The 18,571-nt window shown below is 68.9% G+C and carries 13 protein-coding genes; 9 read left to right on the top strand and 4 right to left on the bottom strand.

Annotated features, from left to right (window positions below):
- The first annotated feature begins 15 nt into the window (after window positions 1–15).
- The 4 genes from prpF (at window position 16) to pbpC (ending at window position 10,144) form a co-directional block, all read left to right on the top strand.
- Complete coding sequence (gene prpF / locus ABIA71_RS15925) at window positions 16–1,206, top strand: 2-methylaconitate cis-trans isomerase PrpF (protein WP_354286475.1); 1,191 nt, start codon at window positions 16–18, stop codon at window positions 1,204–1,206.
- 18 nt (window positions 1,207–1,224) lie between these two features.
- Window positions 1,225–2,682: a bifunctional 2-methylcitrate dehydratase/aconitate hydratase gene (locus ABIA71_RS15920; RefSeq protein WP_354286474.1), complete on the top strand. Its 1,458-nt coding sequence runs from the start codon at window positions 1,225–1,227 to the stop codon at window positions 2,680–2,682.
- Between the two features lie 186 nt (window positions 2,683–2,868).
- Window positions 2,869–7,713: an alpha-2-macroglobulin family protein gene (locus ABIA71_RS15915; protein ID WP_502961268.1), complete on the top strand. Its 4,845-nt coding sequence runs from the start codon at window positions 2,869–2,871 to the stop codon at window positions 7,711–7,713.
- A gap of 55 nt (window positions 7,714–7,768) precedes the next feature.
- Complete coding sequence (gene pbpC / locus ABIA71_RS15910) at window positions 7,769–10,144, top strand: penicillin-binding protein 1C (RefSeq protein ID WP_354286470.1); 2,376 nt, start codon at window positions 7,769–7,771, stop codon at window positions 10,142–10,144.
- Between the two features lie 126 nt (window positions 10,145–10,270).
- On the opposite strand, the gene ABIA71_RS15905 is transcribed toward pbpC, so the two are convergent.
- Window positions 10,271–10,858: a ferritin-like domain-containing protein gene (locus ABIA71_RS15905; RefSeq protein WP_354286468.1), complete on the bottom strand. Its 588-nt coding sequence runs from the start codon at window positions 10,856–10,858 to the stop codon at window positions 10,271–10,273.
- Between the two features lie 29 nt (window positions 10,859–10,887).
- A complete protein-coding gene (locus ABIA71_RS15900) occupies window positions 10,888–11,370 on the bottom strand; it encodes a peroxiredoxin (RefSeq protein WP_038686925.1) in 483 nt (160 codons plus the stop codon).
- Between the two features lie 247 nt (window positions 11,371–11,617).
- On the opposite strand from ABIA71_RS15900, the gene ABIA71_RS15895 reads away from it, so the two are divergent.
- Window positions 11,618–12,514, top strand: coding sequence for a DnaJ C-terminal domain-containing protein (locus ABIA71_RS15895; RefSeq protein ID WP_354286466.1), 897 nt, complete (start codon window positions 11,618–11,620; stop codon window positions 12,512–12,514).
- Window positions 12,515–12,625: 111 nt separating this feature from the next.
- On the opposite strand, the gene pilH is transcribed toward ABIA71_RS15895, so the two are convergent.
- Both pilH and ABIA71_RS15885 read right to left on the bottom strand, forming a co-directional pair.
- Complete coding sequence (gene pilH / locus ABIA71_RS15890; protein WP_038686928.1) at window positions 12,626–13,009, bottom strand: twitching motility response regulator PilH; 384 nt, start codon at window positions 13,007–13,009, stop codon at window positions 12,626–12,628.
- An 89-nt stretch (window positions 13,010–13,098) separates the two neighbouring features.
- Window positions 13,099–14,094: a YhdH/YhfP family quinone oxidoreductase gene (locus ABIA71_RS15885; protein WP_354286464.1), complete on the bottom strand. Its 996-nt coding sequence runs from the start codon at window positions 14,092–14,094 to the stop codon at window positions 13,099–13,101.
- Between the two features lie 204 nt (window positions 14,095–14,298).
- On the opposite strand from ABIA71_RS15885, the gene hflK reads away from it, so the two are divergent.
- From hflK to ABIA71_RS15865, 4 genes are all read left to right on the top strand, one after another.
- Window positions 14,299–15,423: an FtsH protease activity modulator HflK gene (gene hflK, locus ABIA71_RS15880; protein ID WP_128098128.1), complete on the top strand. Its 1,125-nt coding sequence runs from the start codon at window positions 14,299–14,301 to the stop codon at window positions 15,421–15,423.
- A complete protein-coding gene (hflC, locus tag ABIA71_RS15875; protein WP_128098129.1) occupies window positions 15,420–16,283 on the top strand; it encodes a protease modulator HflC in 864 nt (287 codons plus the stop codon). Before hflK ends, hflC begins: the two co-directional genes overlap by 4 nt.
- 70 nt (window positions 16,284–16,353) lie before the next feature.
- Window positions 16,354–16,542, top strand: coding sequence for a DUF2065 domain-containing protein (locus ABIA71_RS15870; protein ID WP_354286461.1), 189 nt, complete (start codon window positions 16,354–16,356; stop codon window positions 16,540–16,542).
- 590 nt (window positions 16,543–17,132) lie between these two features.
- Window positions 17,133–18,425 (top strand): adenylosuccinate synthase, encoded by a 1,293-nt coding sequence (locus tag ABIA71_RS15865; RefSeq protein WP_128098131.1) that lies wholly within the window; start codon window positions 17,133–17,135, stop codon window positions 18,423–18,425.
- Window positions 18,426–18,571: the final 146 nt, after the last annotated feature.

Raw genomic sequence — 18,571 nt, 5'->3', positions numbered from 1 at the left:
TTCGAGGCATCCGTTATGACCTTCCTCCCCCAGCTCCGCATTCCCGCCACCTACCTGCGTGGCGGCACCAGCAAGGGCGTGTTCTTCCGGCTGCAGGACCTGCCGGTGCCGGCGCAGGTATCGGGCCCGGCCCGCGATGCGCTGCTGATGCGCGTGATCGGCTCGCCCGACCCGTATGGCAAGCACACCGACGGCATGGGCGGGGCCACCTCCAGCACCAGCAAGTGCGTGATCATCGCCGCCGCGTCGGTGCCCGATCATGACGTGGATTATCTGTACGGCCAGGTCGCCATCGACACCGCGTTCGTCGACTGGAGCGGCAACTGCGGCAACCTCAGCACGGCGGTGGGCCCGTTCGCGATCAGCAACGGCTTCATCGATCCGGCACGCATTCCGCACAACGGCACCTGCACTGTGCGGATCTGGCAGGCCAATATCGGCAAGACCATCCTCGCGCACGTGCCCATCGTGGACGGCCAGGTGCAGGAGATCGGCGATTTCGAACTGGACGGGGTGACCTTCCCGGCGGCGGAGATCCAGCTGGAGTTCCTCGACCCGTCCGATGATGGCGACGGCGAGGGCGGGTCGATGTTCCCGACCGGCAACCTGATCGACACCCTGGATGTGCCCGGCGTGGGCAGCATCCAGGTGACGATGATGACTGCCGGCATTCCCACCATTTTCCTCAACGCGGCCGACCTGGGCTACACCGGGACCGAACTGCAGCCGGCGATCAACGAGGACAAGGCCGCACTGGCCCGCTTCGAGGCGATCCGCGCGCACGGTGCGGTACGCATGGGCCTGATCGACAGCATCGACCAGGCCGCCACCCGCCAGCACACGCCCAAAGTGGCCTTCGTTGCGCCGGCGCAGGACTACGTGTCTTCCAGCGGCAAGCCGATCGCGGCCGGCGCCATCGACCTGCACGCGCGCGCGCTGTCGATGGGCAAGCTGCACCACGCGATGATGGGTACCGCAGCGGTCGCCATCGGCACCGCTGCCGCGATCCCGGGCACACTGGTCAACCTGGCCGCCGGTGGCGGCGAGCGCGAGGCGGTGACCTTCGGGCATCCGTCCGGCACGTTGCGGGTGGGTGCACAGGCGGCGTTCGTTGACGGGCAGTGGACGGTCACCAAGGCCATCATGAGCCGCAGTGCCCGCGTGCTGATGGAAGGTACGGTGCGGGTACCCGGCGACACCTTGTAGGTTCAACAGGAGATCACGATGTCCGGTCACGACAACAGCAGCAACCAGCGACCGCCGTGGGATGCGGTCATGACCGACATCGTGGATTACGTGCGCGACTTCCGGGTGGAGTCGCCGTTGGCCTTCAGCACCGCGCGCCACTGCCTGATCGACACCCTGGGCTGCGGCCTGGCGGCCCTGGCGTTTCCCGCCTGCAGCAAGCTGCTGGGTCCGTTGGTGCCTGGCACCCGCGTGGTCAATGGCGCGCGCGTGCCGGGCACGCGCTTCGAACTGGACCCGGTGCAGGCCGCCTTCAATATCGGCGCGATGGTCCGCTGGCTGGACTTCAATGACACCTGGCTGGCCGCCGAATGGGGCCATCCGTCGGACAACCTCGGCGGCATCCTGGCCACGGCCGACTGGCTCAGCCGCAACGCCGAAGCGCTGCGACGGCCGCCATTGACCATGCGCGACGTGCTCGCGGCGATGGTCAAGGCGCATGAGATCCAGGGCTGCCTGGCGTTGGAAAATGCCTTCAACCGGGTCGGACTGGACCATGTGGTGCTGGTCAAGGTGGCCTCCACCGCCGTGGTCGCGCACCTGCTTGGCCTGGACCGCGAGCGCATGCTCAACGCGGTGTCGCTGGCCTGGGTGGACGGGCAGGCGCTGCGCACCTACCGGCACGCGCCCAATACCGGATCACGCAAGAGCTGGGCGGCCGGCGATGCCACCAGCCGCGCGGTGCGGCTGGCGCTGATGGCCGCGGCGGGCGAGATGGGCTACCCGAGTGCGCTGACCGCGCCCACCTGGGGCTTCTACGACGTCAGCTTCGGCGGGCAGCCGTTCCGCTTCCAGCGCCCGTATGGCAGCTACGTAATGGAAAACGTGCTGTTCAAGATCAGCTACCCGGCCGAATTCCACGGGCAGACCGCCGTCGAGGCGGCGATGCAGCTGCATGCGCGGATGCGCGCGGCCGGCAAGCGCAGCGAGGACATCGCCCATATCACCCTGCGCACCCAGCAGGCCTGCCTGCGCATCATCGACAAGCCCGGCCCCCTGCATAACCCGGCCGACCGCGACCACTGCGTGCAGTACATGGTCGCCATCGCGCTGATCTTCGGCCGGCTGGTGGCCGAGGACTACGAGGACGACGTGGCTGCCGACCCGCGCATCGATGCCCTGCGCGCGAAGATCACGTGCGTCGAGGAGCCGCGCTACACCGCCGACTACCTGGACCCGGACAAACGCAGCATCGCCAACGCGCTGGCGGTGGCGTTCACCGACGACAGCACCCTGGATGCGGAGGTGGAGTACCCGCTGGGCCACGCCCGCCGCCGCGCCGAGGGCATCCCGCTGCTGGAGGACAAGTTCCGCGCCCACCTCACCGCCACTTACCCGACCCAGCAGCAGCGCCGCATCCTGGACGCCTCGCTGGACCCGGTAGTGCTGGAAGCGATGCCCGTGCACGACTACGTAAACCTCTACCTACCCGGGTAGAGCCGACCGTTGGTCGGCTGCCGCACCACCCACCGTTGCCCCGCCACTCGCCGGACACCGCTCAAGGCGGGTCGGCCTCTATACTGGCCGCCTTGATCAAGGAGCGACGTCATGGCTAGCCGCAGTCGGGTCGGGCAGTGGAGCTGGAAGGGAATCGCGGGCCTGGCGCTGGTCGCCGGCCTGGCCATGGGCATCGGGGGCTGCAACCGCAACAACAGCGGGCAGCTGCCCACCCCGTCCGGCGCACCGATCGCGGCCAAGGCCGAGAAGGTGAGCGAGTTCACCCTGGTACGGGCCTACCCCGACCAGAAGGGCGACGGCGTATCGCTGGCGCTGGAGTTCTCGCGCCCGCTGGTGGGCACCCAGGACTTCGATGCGCTGGTCCGCTTTGCCGAGAAGGTGGGCACCGAGGACAGCAGCTGGACCCTGTCCGATGACGGCCTGACCCTGCGCTACCCGTTCGTGGAGGCGGCCAAGGAATACAACCTGATCGTCTCGCCCGACCTGCTGGCCGCCGATGGCAGCCGGATCGGCAAGGAACTGCGGCAGAAGGTGTTCACCGGCGAACTCAAGCCGGTGGCCGGCTTCGCCTCGCAGGGCAGCGTGCTGCCGGCCAAGGACAGCCGGGGCCTGCCGGTGGTGTCGGTGAACGTGCAGGAAGTGGACGTGGAGTTCCTGCGCGTGCGCGAGAACCAGCTGCCCACCTTCTTCAGCCAGTACCAGCGCGGCGGGCGCCGCGGCAGCTGGGACCTGGACAGCGACTACAACGATCGGGTGCCGATGTCCAAGCTGGCCGAGCCGGTGTACGTCAACCGGTTCGTGCTGGGCGGCAAGCAGAACGAACGTGTGCTGACCTACCTGCCCACCCAGGAGATCAAGCAGCTGCAGGAGCCCGGCCTGTACTTCGCGGTGATGAAGCGCAGCGGTTCGTTCGAAAGCGAATTCGACACCGCCTTCTTCACCGTCAGCGACATCGGCCTGCACACCCGCGCCTACAAGGACAAGCTGTTCGTGCACACCGCTTCGCTGCAGAGCGGGGCGGCGCTGAAGAAGATCGAGCTGCGCATCCTCGACGGCAAGGGCGAGGTGGTGCTCAAGGGCAACACCGACGGCAACGGCAATGCGCTGCTCAACTACACGCTCGATGCCAGTCACGTGCTGATCGCCAGCAGCGGCGCCGACACCTCGATGCTGCCGTTCAACCAGCCGGCGCTGGACCTGAGCGAGTTCGCGGTGGCCGGGCGCGACAACGCCTGGTTCGACGTCTTCGCCTGGTCCGGCCGTGACCTGTATCGCCCCGGCGAAACGGTGCGCATCTCCGCGCTGCTGCGCGACAACGATGGCAAGCCGACCAAGCCGCAGCCGGTCTTCCTGCGCCTGAAGCAGCCGGACGGCAAGACCTTCCGCGAAACCCGCCTGCAGCCGGGCGAGCAGGGCTACTTCAGCTTCGAACAGACCATCCCCAGCGAGGCCCCGACCGGGCGCTGGCAGGTGGAGTTCCGCACCAACCCGGCCAGCAAGGAAGCCATCCAGGGCATGACCCTGCGCATCGAGGAGTTCCTGCCCGAGCGCATGAAGCTGGACCTGGACAGTGCCCAGAAGACCCTCAAGCCGGGTGAGCCGCTCAAGCTGATCGCCGACGCGGCCTACCTGTACGGCGCGCCCGCCGATGGCAACCGCTTCACCGCACGGCTGGCGGTGGCGGCCGAGCAATCCCCGGTGGAATCGTTGCCGGGCTACTTCTTCGGTGACCCCACCATCGCGCTGCCGCGCGAGGCACGCGACATCATCGACACCGAATTCCCCGCTGACGGCAAGCTGCGCCAGGACGTGGCGCTGCCTGACGAGGTCAAGCCGACCGCCCCGATCGCGGTGGTGGTGTCCGGCAGCGTGTACGAAACCGGTGGCCGCACCGTCACCCGCACCCTGAAGCGGGTCATGTGGCCGGCGCCGGCGCTGGTCGGCGTGCGTCCGCTGTTCAATCCCGATGACGGCGCCGATGCCAACAGCACCGCGCGCTTCGAACTGATGCGCGTGGACGCCGCGGGCAAGCCGCAGCCGGCCAAGGGCCTGAAGATCACCCTGGTGCGCGAGCTGCGCGACTACCACTGGACCTTCAACGACAACCGCTGGGATTACGACTTCACCCGCCGCTTCGAGAACAAGGACACCCGCACCGTCGACGCCGGTACCGCGGCCACTACGGTCGACCTGCCGGTGGAGTGGGGCGAGTACCGCCTGGAGGTGTTCGATCCGGGCACCGGGCTGACCAGCCGCTACCCGTTCCGCGCCGGTTGGAGCTGGAACGACGACAACCGTGGCCTGGATGCACGCCCGGACAAGATCAAGCTGGGCCTGGACAAGGCCGGCTACAAGGCCGGCGACAAGGTCCGCGTCACCGTCACCCCGCCGCATGCCGGCAAGGGCATCCTGATGGTGGAAAGCGACAAGATGCTGTACGTGCAGGAGATCGACGCCAAGCCGGGCAGCACCTTCGACATTCCGGTCACCGCCGAGTGGGAGCGCCACGACGTCTACATCACCGCGCTGGTGTTCCGGGGCGGCAGTGCGCCGAGCAAGATCACCCCGGCCCGTGCGGTCGGCGTGGTGCACGTGCCGATGGACCGCAAGGCGCGCCAGATCGCGGTCGGCCTGTCGGCGCCGAAGCAGATGCGCCCCGAGCAGACCCTGCCGGTGACGGTGAGTGCGCCGCAGCTGGCGGGCAAGGTCGCGCACGTGACCGTGTCGGCGGTGGACGTGGGCATCCTCAACATCACCCGCTTCCCGGTGCCCGACGCGGCCGGCCACTTCTTCGCGCAGCGCCGCCTGGACGTGGATGCCTATGACATCTACAGCCGCGTGATCGAAAGCTTCGACGGCAGCAGCGGCAAGCTCAAGTTCGGCGGCGACATGGCACTGGCGGCGATGCCGCAGGCCAAGCGTCCCACCGCGCGCGTGCAGACCGTGGACCTGTTCTCCGGCCCGGTGAAGCTCGATGCCAAGGGCATCGCCCGGATCGCGCTGAAGGTGCCGGACTTCAACGGCACCCTGCGCGTGTCGGCGGTGGTGTATTCCGATGACCAGTACGGCAAGCGCGACGTGGAAACGGTGGTGCGCGCGCCGATCCTGGCCGAAGCCAGCATGCCGCGGGTGATGGCGCCGGGCGACCGCAGCACGGTCACCCTGGACGTGCAGAACTTCACCGGCACGCCGGGCGAGTTCAAGGTGCAGGTCGACGGCATCGGTCCGCTCGCCCTGGGGGAACCGACCCGCACGCTGCAGCTCAAGGCCGACGCCAAGACCACCCTCAGCTTCCCGCTGACCGCGCGCGAGGGCTACACCGTGGCCAAGGTGCGGGTGCGGGTGGACGGCAACGGCTTCAAGGTAGACCGCCGTTACGACCTGCCGGTGCGCGCGGCCTGGCCGCAGATCCTGCGCTCGCAGACCCGCACGCTGGACCCGCTGGGTGCGGTGGAGATGGGCAGCGGCCTGGCCGATGGCCTGATGACCGATTCGGTGACCGCACGCATGCTGGTCAGCGCGCTGCCGCCGATTCCGTTTGCCAGCGCGCTCAACGATGCACTGAAGTACCCCTATGGCTGCGCCGAGCAGACCACCAGCAAGGGCTACGCGGCGCTGATGCTGGACGAGGCGACCTCGGCCATGCTCGGCGCCGATGGCCTGGATGCCAAGACCCGCCGCGAGCGCATGGAAGGCGCGTTCGGGCGGCTGGCCTCGATGCAGGTGGCCAACGGCAACTTCTCGATGTGGGGCGACGACGGCTATGTGAACCCGTGGCTCACCCCGTACATCGCCGAGTTCCTGCTGGATGCCAAGGACGGTGGTTTCGCGGTGCCCGACACCGTGCTGCAGAAGGCGCTCAACCGGCTCAGCGAAGACCTGCTGTCCGGTGGCAACCAGTTCTACGGTGAAGATCGCCGCGAGAACCTCAAGTTCGCCAACCAGGCGTATTCCGGTTACGTGCTGGCCCGGGTCAACCGCGCGCCGCTGGGTACGTTGCGCGCGCTGTACGACAACGAACGCAGCAAGGCGCTGACCGGCCTGCCGCTGGTCCACCTGGGCATCGCGTTGTCGCTGCAGGGCGACCACAAGCGCGGCGATGCGGCCATTGCCGCCGGTTTCGCCAAGCCCAGCAGTGAGCGCCCGCAGTACTTCGGTGACTACGGCAGCGCGGTGCGCGACGATGCGTTGATGATCGCGCTGCTGCACGAGCGCAAGCTGTCCAAGCCGGGCTATGACGCCCGAGCAGTCGACCTGGGCCGCGCCCTGGATGCACGCCGCAGCAGCAGCGGGTTGTGGTTGAGCACGCAGGAGCAGGTGGCCATCGCGCGCCTGGGCAAGGCCCTGTCGGCCAACCAGAAGAAGCTGGTGTCCGGCGAGCTGGCCGTGGGCGGCGAGGTGGAAGCCATCGCCGCGCGCCGCCTGTTCGGGCGCAGCTTCGACTACGCCGCGCTGGCCAAGGGCGTGCGCTTCACCCCGCAGGGGGAGCCGCCGATGTTCGCCAGCCTGGACGTGGCCGGCATTCCGCGCACCGCGCCGGAGCCGGACAGCCGCCACCTGGGCGTGGAACGCACCTGGTACACCACCGACGGCAAGCCGTGGACGCCGCGCGCGTTGAAGGAAGGCGAGGCGTTGATCGTGCGGGTCAGCATCACCCCGAACGTGGACATGCCCGACGCGCTGCTCACCGACCTGCTGCCGGCGGGCCTGGAGATCGAGAACTTCAACCTGGGCGATGCCAAGCAGTGGGCCGACGTGGTGGTGGACGGGCTCAACGTCAACGACCGCGGCGACGCCGCCACGCTGCGCCACGAAGAGTTCCGCGACGACCGCTACGTGGCCGCGCTGAAGCTGTCGCGGGGCAGCACCGCCAAGGTGTTCTACCTGGTGCGCGCGGTCAGCCCGGGCACCTACACGGTGCCGCCGCCGCTGGTGGAAGACATGTACCGCCCCGACCTGCGTGGGGTGGGCCGCAGCTACCCCACCACGTTGACCGTGGTCCAACCGTGAGCCGGGTGCGGGCCATCGCCACCGCGATGGCCCGCACCGCGCTGTCGTTCAGCCGATGACGTCCTTCCCCTTCAAGCGCCTGGCACGACGGGCGCGGCCGTGGCTGTTGCCCACGCTGCGCTGGGGCACCGTGGCCGTGCTCAGCCTGCTGCTGGTGCTGGACCTGGCGTTCCCACCGCCGCTGCCGAAGCTGCGTGACACCAGCACATTGGTGGTCGCCCGCGACGGCACGCCGCTGCGCGCGTTCGCCGATGCCGACGGTGTGTGGCGCTACCCGGCGTCCATCGACAGCGTATCGCCGCTGTACCTGCAGGCCCTGCTCAATTACGAAGACCGCTGGTTCTGGCGGCACCCGGGGATCAACCCGTGGGGGCTGCTGCGTGCCGGCAAGCAATGGCTGCTGCAGGGGCGGATCGTGTCCGGTGGGTCCACCCTCACCATGCAGGTGGCGCGTATCCTCGACCCGCATACGCGGACGCCGTGGGGCAAGGCCAAGCAGATGCTGCGCGCGGTGCAGCTGGAAGTGCACCTGAGCAAGGCGCAGATCCTGGCGCTGTACCTGGAACGCGCACCGTATGGCGGCACCATCGAAGGCGTGGAGGCGGCCAGTTGGGCCTATCTGGGCAAGCCGGCCGCACGGTTGTCGCAGGCCGAAGCGGCGTTGCTGGCGGTGTTGCCGCAGGCGCCCAGCCGGCTGCGCCCGGACCGCCACCCCGACGCCGCGCAGCGGGCGCGCGACAAGGTGCTCGAGCGCATGGTCGCGCTCGGCGTGTGGAGCCGCGCCGAGGTGGACGATGCCCGCATCGAGCCGGTGGTCACCCGCGCACTGCAGCCACCGTTGCATGCCGCGCTGCTGGCGCAACGGCTGCGCTCGGCGCAACCGCGTGCGGCGCGGATCGAAAGCACGCTGGACATCGGCCTGCAGCGCACGCTGGAAGAACGGGTGTCGTCGTACTTCTCGCAGCTGCCCGAACGTACGTCCGCTGCGTTGCTGGTGGTCGACAACCGCACCCTGGAGGCCCGCGCCTACGTGGGTTCAGTGGCCTTCGGCGACAAACAGCGGCTGGGCCACGTGGACATGGTGCAGGCCTGGCGCTCGCCCGGCTCGACGCTCAAACCGTTCCTGTACGGCATGGCGCTGGATGACGGGCTGATCCATTCGGAAAGCCTGATGGTGGATGCACCGCAGGCGTTCGGTGGTTACCGCCCGGGCAATTTCGATGCGGCGTTCAACGGCCCGGTCAGCTCCGCCACGGCGTTGCGGTTGTCGCTCAACGTGCCGGCGGTGGACCTGCTGGACCGGGTCGGCTCGGCCCGCTTTGCCGCCCGGCTGTCGCACGCTGGCATCAACCTGCGCTTCCCGCATGGCAGTGCGCCCAACCTCTCGCTGATCCTGGGTGGCACCGGCGCCCGCCTGGAAGATCTCGTCGGTGCGTTCGCCGGATTCAACCGCAACGGCATCGCCGGCCGTGTGCGCTATACCGCGGCCGACCCGGTGATCGAACGCCGCCTGATGTCGCCGGGCGCGGCGTGGATCACCCGCGAAGTGCTTGAGTCCAACCCGCGGCCCGGATATGGCAGCGGCACCTTCGATGTCACCGGGCGGCCGCGCGTGGCGTGGAAGACCGGCACCAGTTACGGCTACCGCGATGCCTGGGCGATCGGCAGTACCCGCCACTACACCGTGGGGGTGTGGGTGGGCCGGCCCGATGGCACGCCGTTGCCCGGGCAGTACGGCGCGGTGACCGCGCTGCCGCTGATGTTCGAGGTGGTGGACAGCCTGCCGCGCCAGGCCGGCGACGCCAGTGGCGCGCCGATGCCGGCCAACGTGACCCGCGAGGCGATCTGCTGGCCGACCGGGGAGCTGGCCGAGCGCACCGAGGAGGCGTTGTGCCAGCGCCGCCTGGATGCGTTCGTGCTGGATGGCGTGGTGCCGCCCACCTTCGCCGAGCGCGACGCGCGGCTGTGGCAGCCGGGGCGCCAGCGCTTCAACGTGGACGCACGCAGCGGCCTGCGGGTGTCGCCGGACTGCCGCCTGCCGCACGAGACCGAGGTGCGCGAGATCGCGCGCTGGCCGGCGCTGTTGTCACCGTGGCTGCCCCTGGCGCAACGGCGCGCCGCGCAGTTGCCGGCGTTGTCGCCGGACTGCAGCGACGATGGTCGCGAGAGCGGCGGCAGCCTGCACATTGAAGGCCTCAACGACCGCGCCACGCTGGCCCGCGCGCCCAATGCCGAACACGGCGTGCGCCTGCAGCTGCGCGCGCTGGGCAACGACAACAGCATCGACTGGCTGCTGGATGGGCGCTGGATCGCACGCACCGAGGGCGCGCGCCTGTTCCAGCGCGATTTCGACGAAACCGGCGAGCACACATTGACCGCGCTGGCCGCCGATGGCGCCTGGACGCAGGTGCGGTTCCGTATCCTGCGCTGACGTCGCGCCGCGAAGACGCCGGTAGTGCCGGCCGCTGGCCGGCATTGCACCCTGACCGGTAGTGCCGGCCGCTGGCCGGCATTGCAGTGCGTTCGGATCCTGTGCGGAGCCGGCCAGCGGCCGGCACTACTCCCCGATCCACCCATCCAGCAGGTCGGCGAATTCGTCGGCGTGTTCCTCTTCCTGGGCCAGGATTTCTTCGAGGATGCGCTTGGTGGTGGTGTCCTTGTCGCCGACGAAGTTGATCATTTCGCGGTAGCTGTCGATGGCGATGCGCTCGGCGATCAGGTTCTCACGGACCATGTCGCGCAGGTCCTTGCCTTCCTTGTACTCGGCATGCGACCGCGCGGTCAGGGTGTCCGGGTTGAGGTCTGGTTCGCCGCCCAGCTGCACGATGCGCTCGGCCAGCTTGCCGGCATGCGCCTGCTCCTGCTGGGCGTGCTCCAGGAATTCGGCCTTGACCGCATCGGCGAGCATGCCCTTGGCCATGAAGTAGTGACGGTAGTAGCGCAGCACGCACACATACTCGGTGGCCAGTGCATCGTTGAGCAGCTTGATCACCGCCTCGCGGTCGGCGCTGTAGGTCGGCGTGATCGCGCCGTCCTCGATGTCCTTGCGCGCGCGGGCACGCAGGGTGGCGGTATCGCTGATGCCGTCAGGACGCGCGCTGGGAGTGGCGGGGGCGGAGCTGGGTTGCTTGGCTGGCGTTGACATGGCTGGCCGGGTTCCTTTGTTGCGTGGGATCAGCTGGGCAGATGCTCCAGCACGTAAGTGGCCGAGGACACCTCGAACTGACCGGGTTCCTCGATGAAGGTCTGGCGCACCACGCCGTCCTCGACGTAGAGCGCGAAGCGGCGCGACCGCAGGCCCATGCCCGAACTGCTGGCATCCATTTCCAGGCCGAGCGCGCGGGTGAACTCGCCGTTGCCGTCGGACAGCAGCTGCAGGCCGTCGGGCACGTGCTGGCTTTCGCCCCAGGCCTTCATCACGAACGGGTCGTTGACCGCCATGCAGAACACGTCGATGCCGCGGTGGCGGAAATCGGCAAAGTGCTCCACATAGCCGGGCAGGTGGCGGGCCGAACAGGTGGGCGTGAACGCACCGGGCACGGCGAACAGCACCGCCCGGCGTCCGTCGAACAGGGCATGGGTGTCGATGGTCTCCATGCCCTCGCGGATGCGCTTGAGGGTGACTTCGGGAATGCGGTCGCCAACGTGGATGGTCATGCGGACTCCTTGAACACGGACAGGGTAGTAAGCGCGGTGGGAGGGTGGCGTCAAAACGTTGAAAAAATCGCGTGGACACCCATTTCAACGGCAGAGCAGCGCTGCCGGGGCCAGCGTAGCCGCCGCCCGTGGGCGGCGCATTGCGCCGGATCAAGCCTGCGCGTCACGGCAGCGGCGGCGCCAGCAGCTAGAATTGACGGGACGGTGCCCGCCGGCGCGGGCGACCGAACTTATTCGAGGTGTATCGATGGAATTCAAGGATTACTACGCCACGCTCGGGGTGGAACCGACCGCGGGCGATGCCGAGATCAAGACGGCCTACCGCCGGTTGGCACGCAAGTACCACCCCGACGTCAGCAAAGAGGCGGGGGCCGAAGACAAGTTCAAGGCCGTGAACGAGGCCTACGAGGCGCTGCGCGACCCGCAGAAGCGCGCGGCCTACGACCAGCTCAAGGCCCAGGGCTACCGGCCGGGCGAGGAGTTCCATGCACCGCCGAACTACGGCGGCGGGCAGGGCTTCGATTACGAGGAAGTGTTTGGCGGCGGCGCCGGCGGCGGCGGCTTCAGCGACTTCTTCGAAAGCCTGTTCGCGCGCCAGCGCGGCGGTGGCGGTGGCCGCGCCAGTGGCTTCGGTGGCGCCAGCCAGGGCCCGCAGCCCACCCGCGATACCCGCGCCAAGCTGTCGGTGCCGCTGGAAGCCGCCCACACCGGCGACAGCCTGCGCATCAACGTCAACGGCAAGCAGCTGGACGTGCGTGTGCCCAAGGGCATCCGCCCGGGCCAGGTGATCCGTCTGGCCGGGCAGGGCACCGGCGGCGGCAACCTGCTGCTGGAAGTGGAATACGCCGAGCACCCGCAGTTCGAGGTCGACGGCCGCAACATCCTGTACACCCTGCAGGTGACGCCGTGGCAGGCCGCGCTGGGCACCAGCATCAGCGTGCCCACCCTGGGCGGGTCGGTGGAGCTGAAGGTGCCGGCCGAATCCGATGCCGGGCGCAAGCTGCGCCTGCGCGGTCGCGGCCTGCCGGGCAACCCCGACGGCGACCAGATCGTGGAGCTGGAGATCGTGGCGCCGGCCCCGACCGAAGAGGCGCAGAAGAAGGCCTACAAGGCGCTGGCCAAGGCGTTCGGCGAGAAGGTGTAAGACCTGCGGTGCGCCGGTGCATCGGCGTACCGGCCGGTGTTGCGTACCGACCAACGGTCGGTACCTGCACGGCAGGCGCCGACCGTGGGTCGGCTCACCCCACCGCCGGCATCACGCCGTCGGCGGTTCCTGGTTGCTGAAAACGCGCTCCAGCACTTCGGACAGCTCGTCCTCGGAGAACGGCTTGGTGATATAAGCCTTGGCGCCCTGGCGCATGCCCCACATGCGGTCGGTGTCCTGATCCTTGGTGGTCACCAGGATCACCGGAATGTGCTTGGTGCTCGCATCGCGGGCCAGCGTGCGGGTGGCCTGGAAACCGTTGAGGTTGGGCATCACCACGTCCATCAGCACCAGATCGGGCAACTGCGCACGGGCCGCTTCCACCCCGGCCGCGCCATCGGTGGCGGTCAGGATCTCGTGCCCGAGCTTTTCGACGATGCGCTGTATCCCCAGCAGCTGCGACGGTGAATCGTCGACGATCAGAATGCGTGCCATGTTGTTCCCCAGGTTATGCCCGCAGTGTAGTGCCGCGCGCGCATGGCCGGGAAGCGTCCGGCATGCCGTCCGTCGCCCCCCTGCAACGCTCAGTCGATCCGCACCACCGTGCGACCCACTGCGCCGCCCGTGAGCATCGCCTCGAACACGTCGGCCAATCCATCCAGGCCCACTTCGCGCGTGCAGATGGTCGCCAGGTGGCGCGGCTTCCAGTCGCCGGCGAGCTTTTCCCAGACTTGTTCGCGCAGCGCACGCGGTGCAGCCGCCGACGACACCCCCAGTAGTGACACACCGCGGATGATGAAGGGCATCACCGTCATGTCCAGCGCCGGGCTGGCGGCCAGACCGGCGCTGACCACGCTGCCGTAAGGCACCGTCTGCGCCAGCAGGCTGGCCAGCATGGGGCCGCCGGCATTGTCCAGGCCGCCACCGAAGCGCGCCGATTCCATCGGTTTGCCCGTGGCCAGCGCCTCGCGCGGCAACACCTGGCTGGCACCCAGCCCATGAAGGTAGTCGGCCTGGTCGGCCTTGCCGCTGACGGCATGCACCTCGAAGCCGGCGCGGCTGAAGATGTCCACCGCCAACGAGCCGACCCCGCCGGTGGCCCCGGTGACCGCCAGCGGGCCATGCGCCGGGGTCAGCCGGTTGTCGGTCATGCGCAGCAGCGCCAGCGCGGCAGTGAAGCCGGCGGTGCCCAGCACCATCGCCTCGCGCGGGCTCAGCCCGGCCGGCTGGGCGATCACCGCGCTCGCTGCCAGCCGCACGTACTGGCTGTAGCCGCCGTCACGGGTCTCGCTCAGCCCGCAGCCGGTGGCCAGCACCGCATCGCCCTCGCGGTAGGCCGGGTCGGTGGAGGCCACCACCGTGCCGGCCACGTCGATGCCCCCCACCAGCGGGAAGCGGCGCAGGATGCGGCCCTTGCCGGTGCCGGCCAGGGCATCCTTGTAGTTCACCGACGACCACTGCGCGCGGATCACCACCTCGCCCGGGTTGAGCTGGTCCAGGCCGATCGCCTCGATGCCGCTGCGGTGGCCGTGCTCGTCCTGGTGGATGCGGAAGGCGTTGAAGCGGTCGGGGAGGGGCATGGGGCGGCCTGGTGGGGTGTGGAACGACACCTTACCTGCTGCCCGCGCGGGCCGGGACCCCCGGGTGGGCAGCGCATGAATCGATCCCGTTGGCCCCTTGCCCCTTCCAATCCTGCCGATCCGCCCCATCTAGTAGAATCGAACAGGATTCATGGTTGACGGTGCGGAATGGCCCGCAGGCAACCTTTCACTGATGGAGCGTGCATGGCCTGGAATACACCCGGCGGCAACAAGGGCGGACAAGGTCCCGACGAGAACCGACGGGGGCCGTTTGGCCCGCGCGGTGGCGGCAATGGCAGCGGTTGGGGCGGTTTTCCCGGCCCGCTCAAGGATCTCTTCGATGGCAACATCCTGCGTTGGGTGGCGGTCGCGGTGGTTCTGCTGCTGCTGTTTTCCAGCTTCCAGCTGATCGGCGAACAGCAGCGCGGCGTGGTGCTGCGCTTCGGCCAGTTCTCGCGGATCCTGCAGCCCGGCCCCAACTTCAAGCTGCCCTGGCCGATCGAATCGGTGACCAAGGTCAATGCCACCCAGATCAAGACGTTCAGCAGCCAGGTACCGGTGCTGACCCGTGACGAGAACATCGTCAATGTCTCGGTCAACGTGCAGTACCGCATCGACGACCCGCGCCTGTACCTGTTCGGCACGGTCGCGGCCGACCAGGTGCTGGAGCAGTCCGCGCAGAGCGCGGTCCGCGAGCAGGTGGGCCGTGCCGACCTCAACGCGGTCCTCAACAACCGCGGCCCGCTGGCACTGGTGGCCCAGGAACGCCTGCAGGCCGCACTGAAGGCCTACCGCACCGGGCTGGCCGTGACCGGCCTGACCCTGCCCGACGCGCGCCCGCCCGAGGAGGTCAAGCCGGCCTTCGACGAGGTCAACGGCGCCCAGCAGGTCAAGGAACGCCTGATCAACGAAGCCCAGGCCTACGCGGCCAAGGTCGTGCCGGAAGCGCGCGGCCAGGCCTCGCGTGCGCGTACCACCGCCGAAGGTTACAAGCAGGCGGCCGTGGCCAAGGCCGAGGGTGACGCCGAACGCTTCACCCTGCTGCAGGCCCAGTACAAGGACGCCCCGGAAGTCACCCGCAAGCGTCTGTGGCTGGAAACCGTGCAGCAGGTGCTCGGCCAGAACCGCAAGATCATCGGTGGCGATGGCCGCCAGCTGATCTACGTGCCGATGCCCGGCGACAACCGCGGCGCTGCCGCACCGGCCGCACCGGCCGTGACCCCGGAAGTGATGCTGCCGTCGCTGCCGGCCAGCACGCCGGTGGATGGCGTGCGCAACACCGAACGCCCGACCACCCGCCCGACCGGTCGTGAAGGAGTCAGCCGATGAAGAGTTCCCTTTGGATCGGGCTGGCCGTGGCCGCCCTGCTGGGCCTGCTGGGCTCGGTGTACGTGGTCCGTGAGGACCAGACCGCGATGGTGTTGAACCTGGGCAAGGTGGTCCGTGCGGACATCAAGCCGGGCCTGCACTTCAAGGTGCCGCTGGTGGAAACGGTGCGGGTGTTCGACCGCCGCTTCCAGGTGCTTGCCACCGCCCCGGCGCGTTACTTCACCGCCGAGCAGAAGGACGTCAGCGTCGACTTCTTCGCCATCGGGTACATCTCCAACGTGCGCGATTACTACCGTGCCACCGGTGGCGATGCCAGCGTGGCCGATGCGCGCCTGGCCCCCATCATCACCGACTCGCTGCGCAACCAGATCAACTCGCGCTCGCTGCAGCAGCTGGTGTCCGGTGACCGCAGCGAGCTGATTGCCGGGCAGTTGACCGGCATCAATGAAGCGGTGAAGGGCCTCGGCATGCAGATCATCGACCTGCGCATCAAGCAGATCGACCTGCCCACCGACAGTCAGGTGATCAACGATGTGTACGAGCGCATGCGCGCCCAGCGCAAGCAGGAAGCGGCCAAGCTGCGTGCAGAGGGTGAGGAGCAGTCGCTGACCATCCGTGCCCAGGCCGACCGCGACAGCACGGTGATCGTGGCCGAAGCCGAGCGCGATGCGCAGCAGCTGCGTGGTGCCGGCGATGCCGAAGCCGCGCGCATCTACGGCAAGGCCGGCTCGGCCGACCCGTCGTTCTACGCCTTCTACCGCAGCCTGGAGGCCTATCGTGGGTCGATGGCCGACGGTAACGGCGTGATCGTGCTCGACAAGAACGACCCGTTCCTGCAGTACCTCAAGAGCGATCGCTGAGGCCGCAGGCGGCAGGTAACCCACGGGGACCCGGTGCAGACCGGGTCCCCGTTTTGTTGGTGGAGATGTCATGAAAGAGTTGTTCTCGGCCCTGTGCCTGGTGGCCGTGCTCGAAGGCCTGTTCCTGTTCGCCGCCCCGCTGGCCTGGAAGCGCATGGCCGAACAGCTGCTCATGCTGCGCAGGGCCACGCTGCGCACCTGGGGCGGGGTGATCCTGCTCGCCGGGCTGACCACCCTGTGGTGGATCCGCCGCGCGTAGCGCCGGGCCTGTCGCCGATCGTAGCGCCGGGCTCTGCCCGGCTCCCGACCCGGTAGTGCCGGCCGCTGGCCGGCTCCCCAGCCATGGTCGGCAGCCGGCCTTCCGACCCGTAGCGCCGGGCTCTGCCCGGCCCCCGACCCGGTAGTGGGGGGGGGGGGGGCGGGCCCCCCCCCCCCCCCCGCCCCCCCCCCCCCCCCCCCCCCCCCCCCCCCCGTGTGGGGGGGGGGGGGGGGCCCCCCCCCGGGGGGGGGGGGCCGCCGGCCAGCGGCCGGCACTACCGTTCACGCTCAGGCAGCCGGCCAGCGGCCGGCACTACCGTTCACGCCCAGGCAGCCGGCCAGCGGCCGGCACTACCGGTGGCGCCCCGTCCTGACCGGTTGCCAACGCCGCCCTCCAGCGGGGTGGCACCTGCCCGGGGAAACCCGGATAATGCAAAAAAGCCGGACGGGCCTCCCCGTTCGGCTTTTTCCGTGTCTGGGCCTTCCATCGCCGGCCGCTCCCCGTTTGGAGCCGCCATCACCGCGCTGGCCAGCCCCGCCACGGTTTACCCGTCCGCGGCCCCGATGGCCGCAACATATGAGGAGCCCGTCATGGGTCAGTCTGTCGTAGTGCTTGGTGCCCAGTGGGGCGATGAAGGCAAGGGCAAGATCGTCGATCTGCTCACCGAGGAAATCGGTGCCGTTGTACGTTTCCAGGGCGGCCACAATGCCGGCCACACGCTTGTCATCAATGGCAAGAAGACCGTGCTGCACCTGATCCCGTCGGGCATCCTGCGTGCCGACGCGCTGTGCCTGATCGGCAACGGCGTGGTGATCTCCCCGGCCGCGCTGCAGAAGGAAATCGCCGAGCTGGAAACCTCCGGCGTGGAAGTGCGTTCGCGCCTGAAGATCTCCCCGGCCGCGCCGCTGATCATGCCGTACCACATCGCCCTGGACCAGGCGCGCGAACGCGCTGCCGGCGGCAAGGCGATCGGCACCACCGGCCGTGGCATCGGCCCGGCGTACGAAGACAAGGTGGCGCGTCGCGGCATCCGCATCGCCGACCTGCACTACCCGTCGCAGCTGGAAGAACTCCTGCGCACCGCGCTGGATTACCACAACTTCGTGCTGACCAACTACCTGAAGACCGACGCGGTCGACTTCCAGAAGACCTACGACGAAGCCCTGGCCTTCGGCGAGTACGTCGAGCCGATGAAGTCCGACGTCGCCGGCATCCTGCACGACCTGCGCAAGCAGGGTAAGCGCGTGCTGTTCGAAGGCGCCCAGGGCGCGCTGCTGGACATCGACCACGGCACCTACCCGTACGTCACCAGCTCCAACACCACCGTGGGCGGCGCGCTGGCCGGTGCCGGCGTGGGCGCGGACGCGATCGACTACGTGCTGGGTATCGCCAAGGCCTACGCCACCCGCGTCGGCGGTGGTCCGTTCCCGACCGAGCTGGACGATGAAGTCGGCCAGGGCATCCGCGATCGCGGTGCCGAGTACGGCGCCTCGACCGGCCGCCCGCGTCGCTGCGGCTGGATGGACATCGTGGCGCTCAAGCGCGCCGTGGCCATCAACGGCATCAGCGGCCTGTGCATCACCAAGCTGGACGTGCTGGACGGCATGGAAAAGCTGAAGGTCTGCATCGCCTACGAATACCGCGGCAAGCGTACCGAATACGCCCCGCTGGACGCGCAGGGCTGGGAAGAGTGCACCCCGGTGTACCTGGAGTTCCCGGGCTGGACCGAGAACACCCACGGCATCACCAACTGGGACGACCTGCCGCCCGCCGCCCGCGCCTACCTGCGCGCGCTGGAAGAGCTGGCCGGCTGCCCGGTGAGCATCGTCTCCACCGGCCCGGACCGCGACCACACCATGGTCCTGCAGGACCCGTTCGCCTGAGCACCCTGGCAGTGCCGAGCCCGGCTCGGCACTGCCACCGCACCAGGCGATGCACGAAGGAGCCCCGCGAAAGCGGGGCTTTTTCGTGCGGGTGGCCCTGTGTGGCCTGAATACCGATTCTGGGTAGGGTCCTACCCAATTTGGGT

Origin of the sequence: Stenotrophomonas sp. 2619, from assembly GCF_040548725.1 — a bacterium.
GTDB classification, from domain to species: domain Bacteria; phylum Pseudomonadota; class Gammaproteobacteria; order Xanthomonadales; family Xanthomonadaceae; genus Stenotrophomonas; species Stenotrophomonas maltophilia_AP.
This window is presented reverse-complemented; position numbering and strand designations above follow the sequence as displayed.

Excerpts from the sequence above, each read along its gene's own strand:
- prpF (WP_354286475.1), top strand. The coding sequence starts at position 16 with ATGACCTTCCTCCCCCAGCTCCGCATTCCCGCCACCTACCTGCGTGGC.
- ABIA71_RS15920 (WP_354286474.1), top strand. The coding sequence starts at position 1,225 with ATGTCCGGTCACGACAACAGCAGCAACCAGCGACCGCCGTGGGATGCG.
- ABIA71_RS15915 (WP_502961268.1), top strand. The coding sequence starts at position 2,869 with ATGGGCATCGGGGGCTGCAACCGCAACAACAGCGGGCAGCTGCCCACC.
- pbpC (WP_354286470.1), top strand. The coding sequence starts at position 7,769 with ATGACGTCCTTCCCCTTCAAGCGCCTGGCACGACGGGCGCGGCCGTGG.
- ABIA71_RS15905 (WP_354286468.1), bottom strand. The coding sequence starts at position 10,858 with ATGTCAACGCCAGCCAAGCAACCCAGCTCCGCCCCCGCCACTCCCAGC.
- ABIA71_RS15900 (WP_038686925.1), bottom strand. The coding sequence starts at position 11,370 with ATGACCATCCACGTTGGCGACCGCATTCCCGAAGTCACCCTCAAGCGC.
- ABIA71_RS15895 (WP_354286466.1), top strand. The coding sequence starts at position 11,618 with ATGGAATTCAAGGATTACTACGCCACGCTCGGGGTGGAACCGACCGCG.
- pilH (WP_038686928.1), bottom strand. The coding sequence starts at position 13,009 with ATGGCACGCATTCTGATCGTCGACGATTCACCGTCGCAGCTGCTGGGG.
- ABIA71_RS15885 (WP_354286464.1), bottom strand. The coding sequence starts at position 14,094 with ATGCCCCTCCCCGACCGCTTCAACGCCTTCCGCATCCACCAGGACGAG.
- hflK (WP_128098128.1), top strand. The coding sequence starts at position 14,299 with ATGGCCTGGAATACACCCGGCGGCAACAAGGGCGGACAAGGTCCCGAC.
- hflC (WP_128098129.1), top strand. The coding sequence starts at position 15,420 with ATGAAGAGTTCCCTTTGGATCGGGCTGGCCGTGGCCGCCCTGCTGGGC.
- ABIA71_RS15870 (WP_354286461.1), top strand. The coding sequence starts at position 16,354 with ATGAAAGAGTTGTTCTCGGCCCTGTGCCTGGTGGCCGTGCTCGAAGGC.
- ABIA71_RS15865 (WP_128098131.1), top strand. The coding sequence starts at position 17,133 with ATGGGTCAGTCTGTCGTAGTGCTTGGTGCCCAGTGGGGCGATGAAGGC.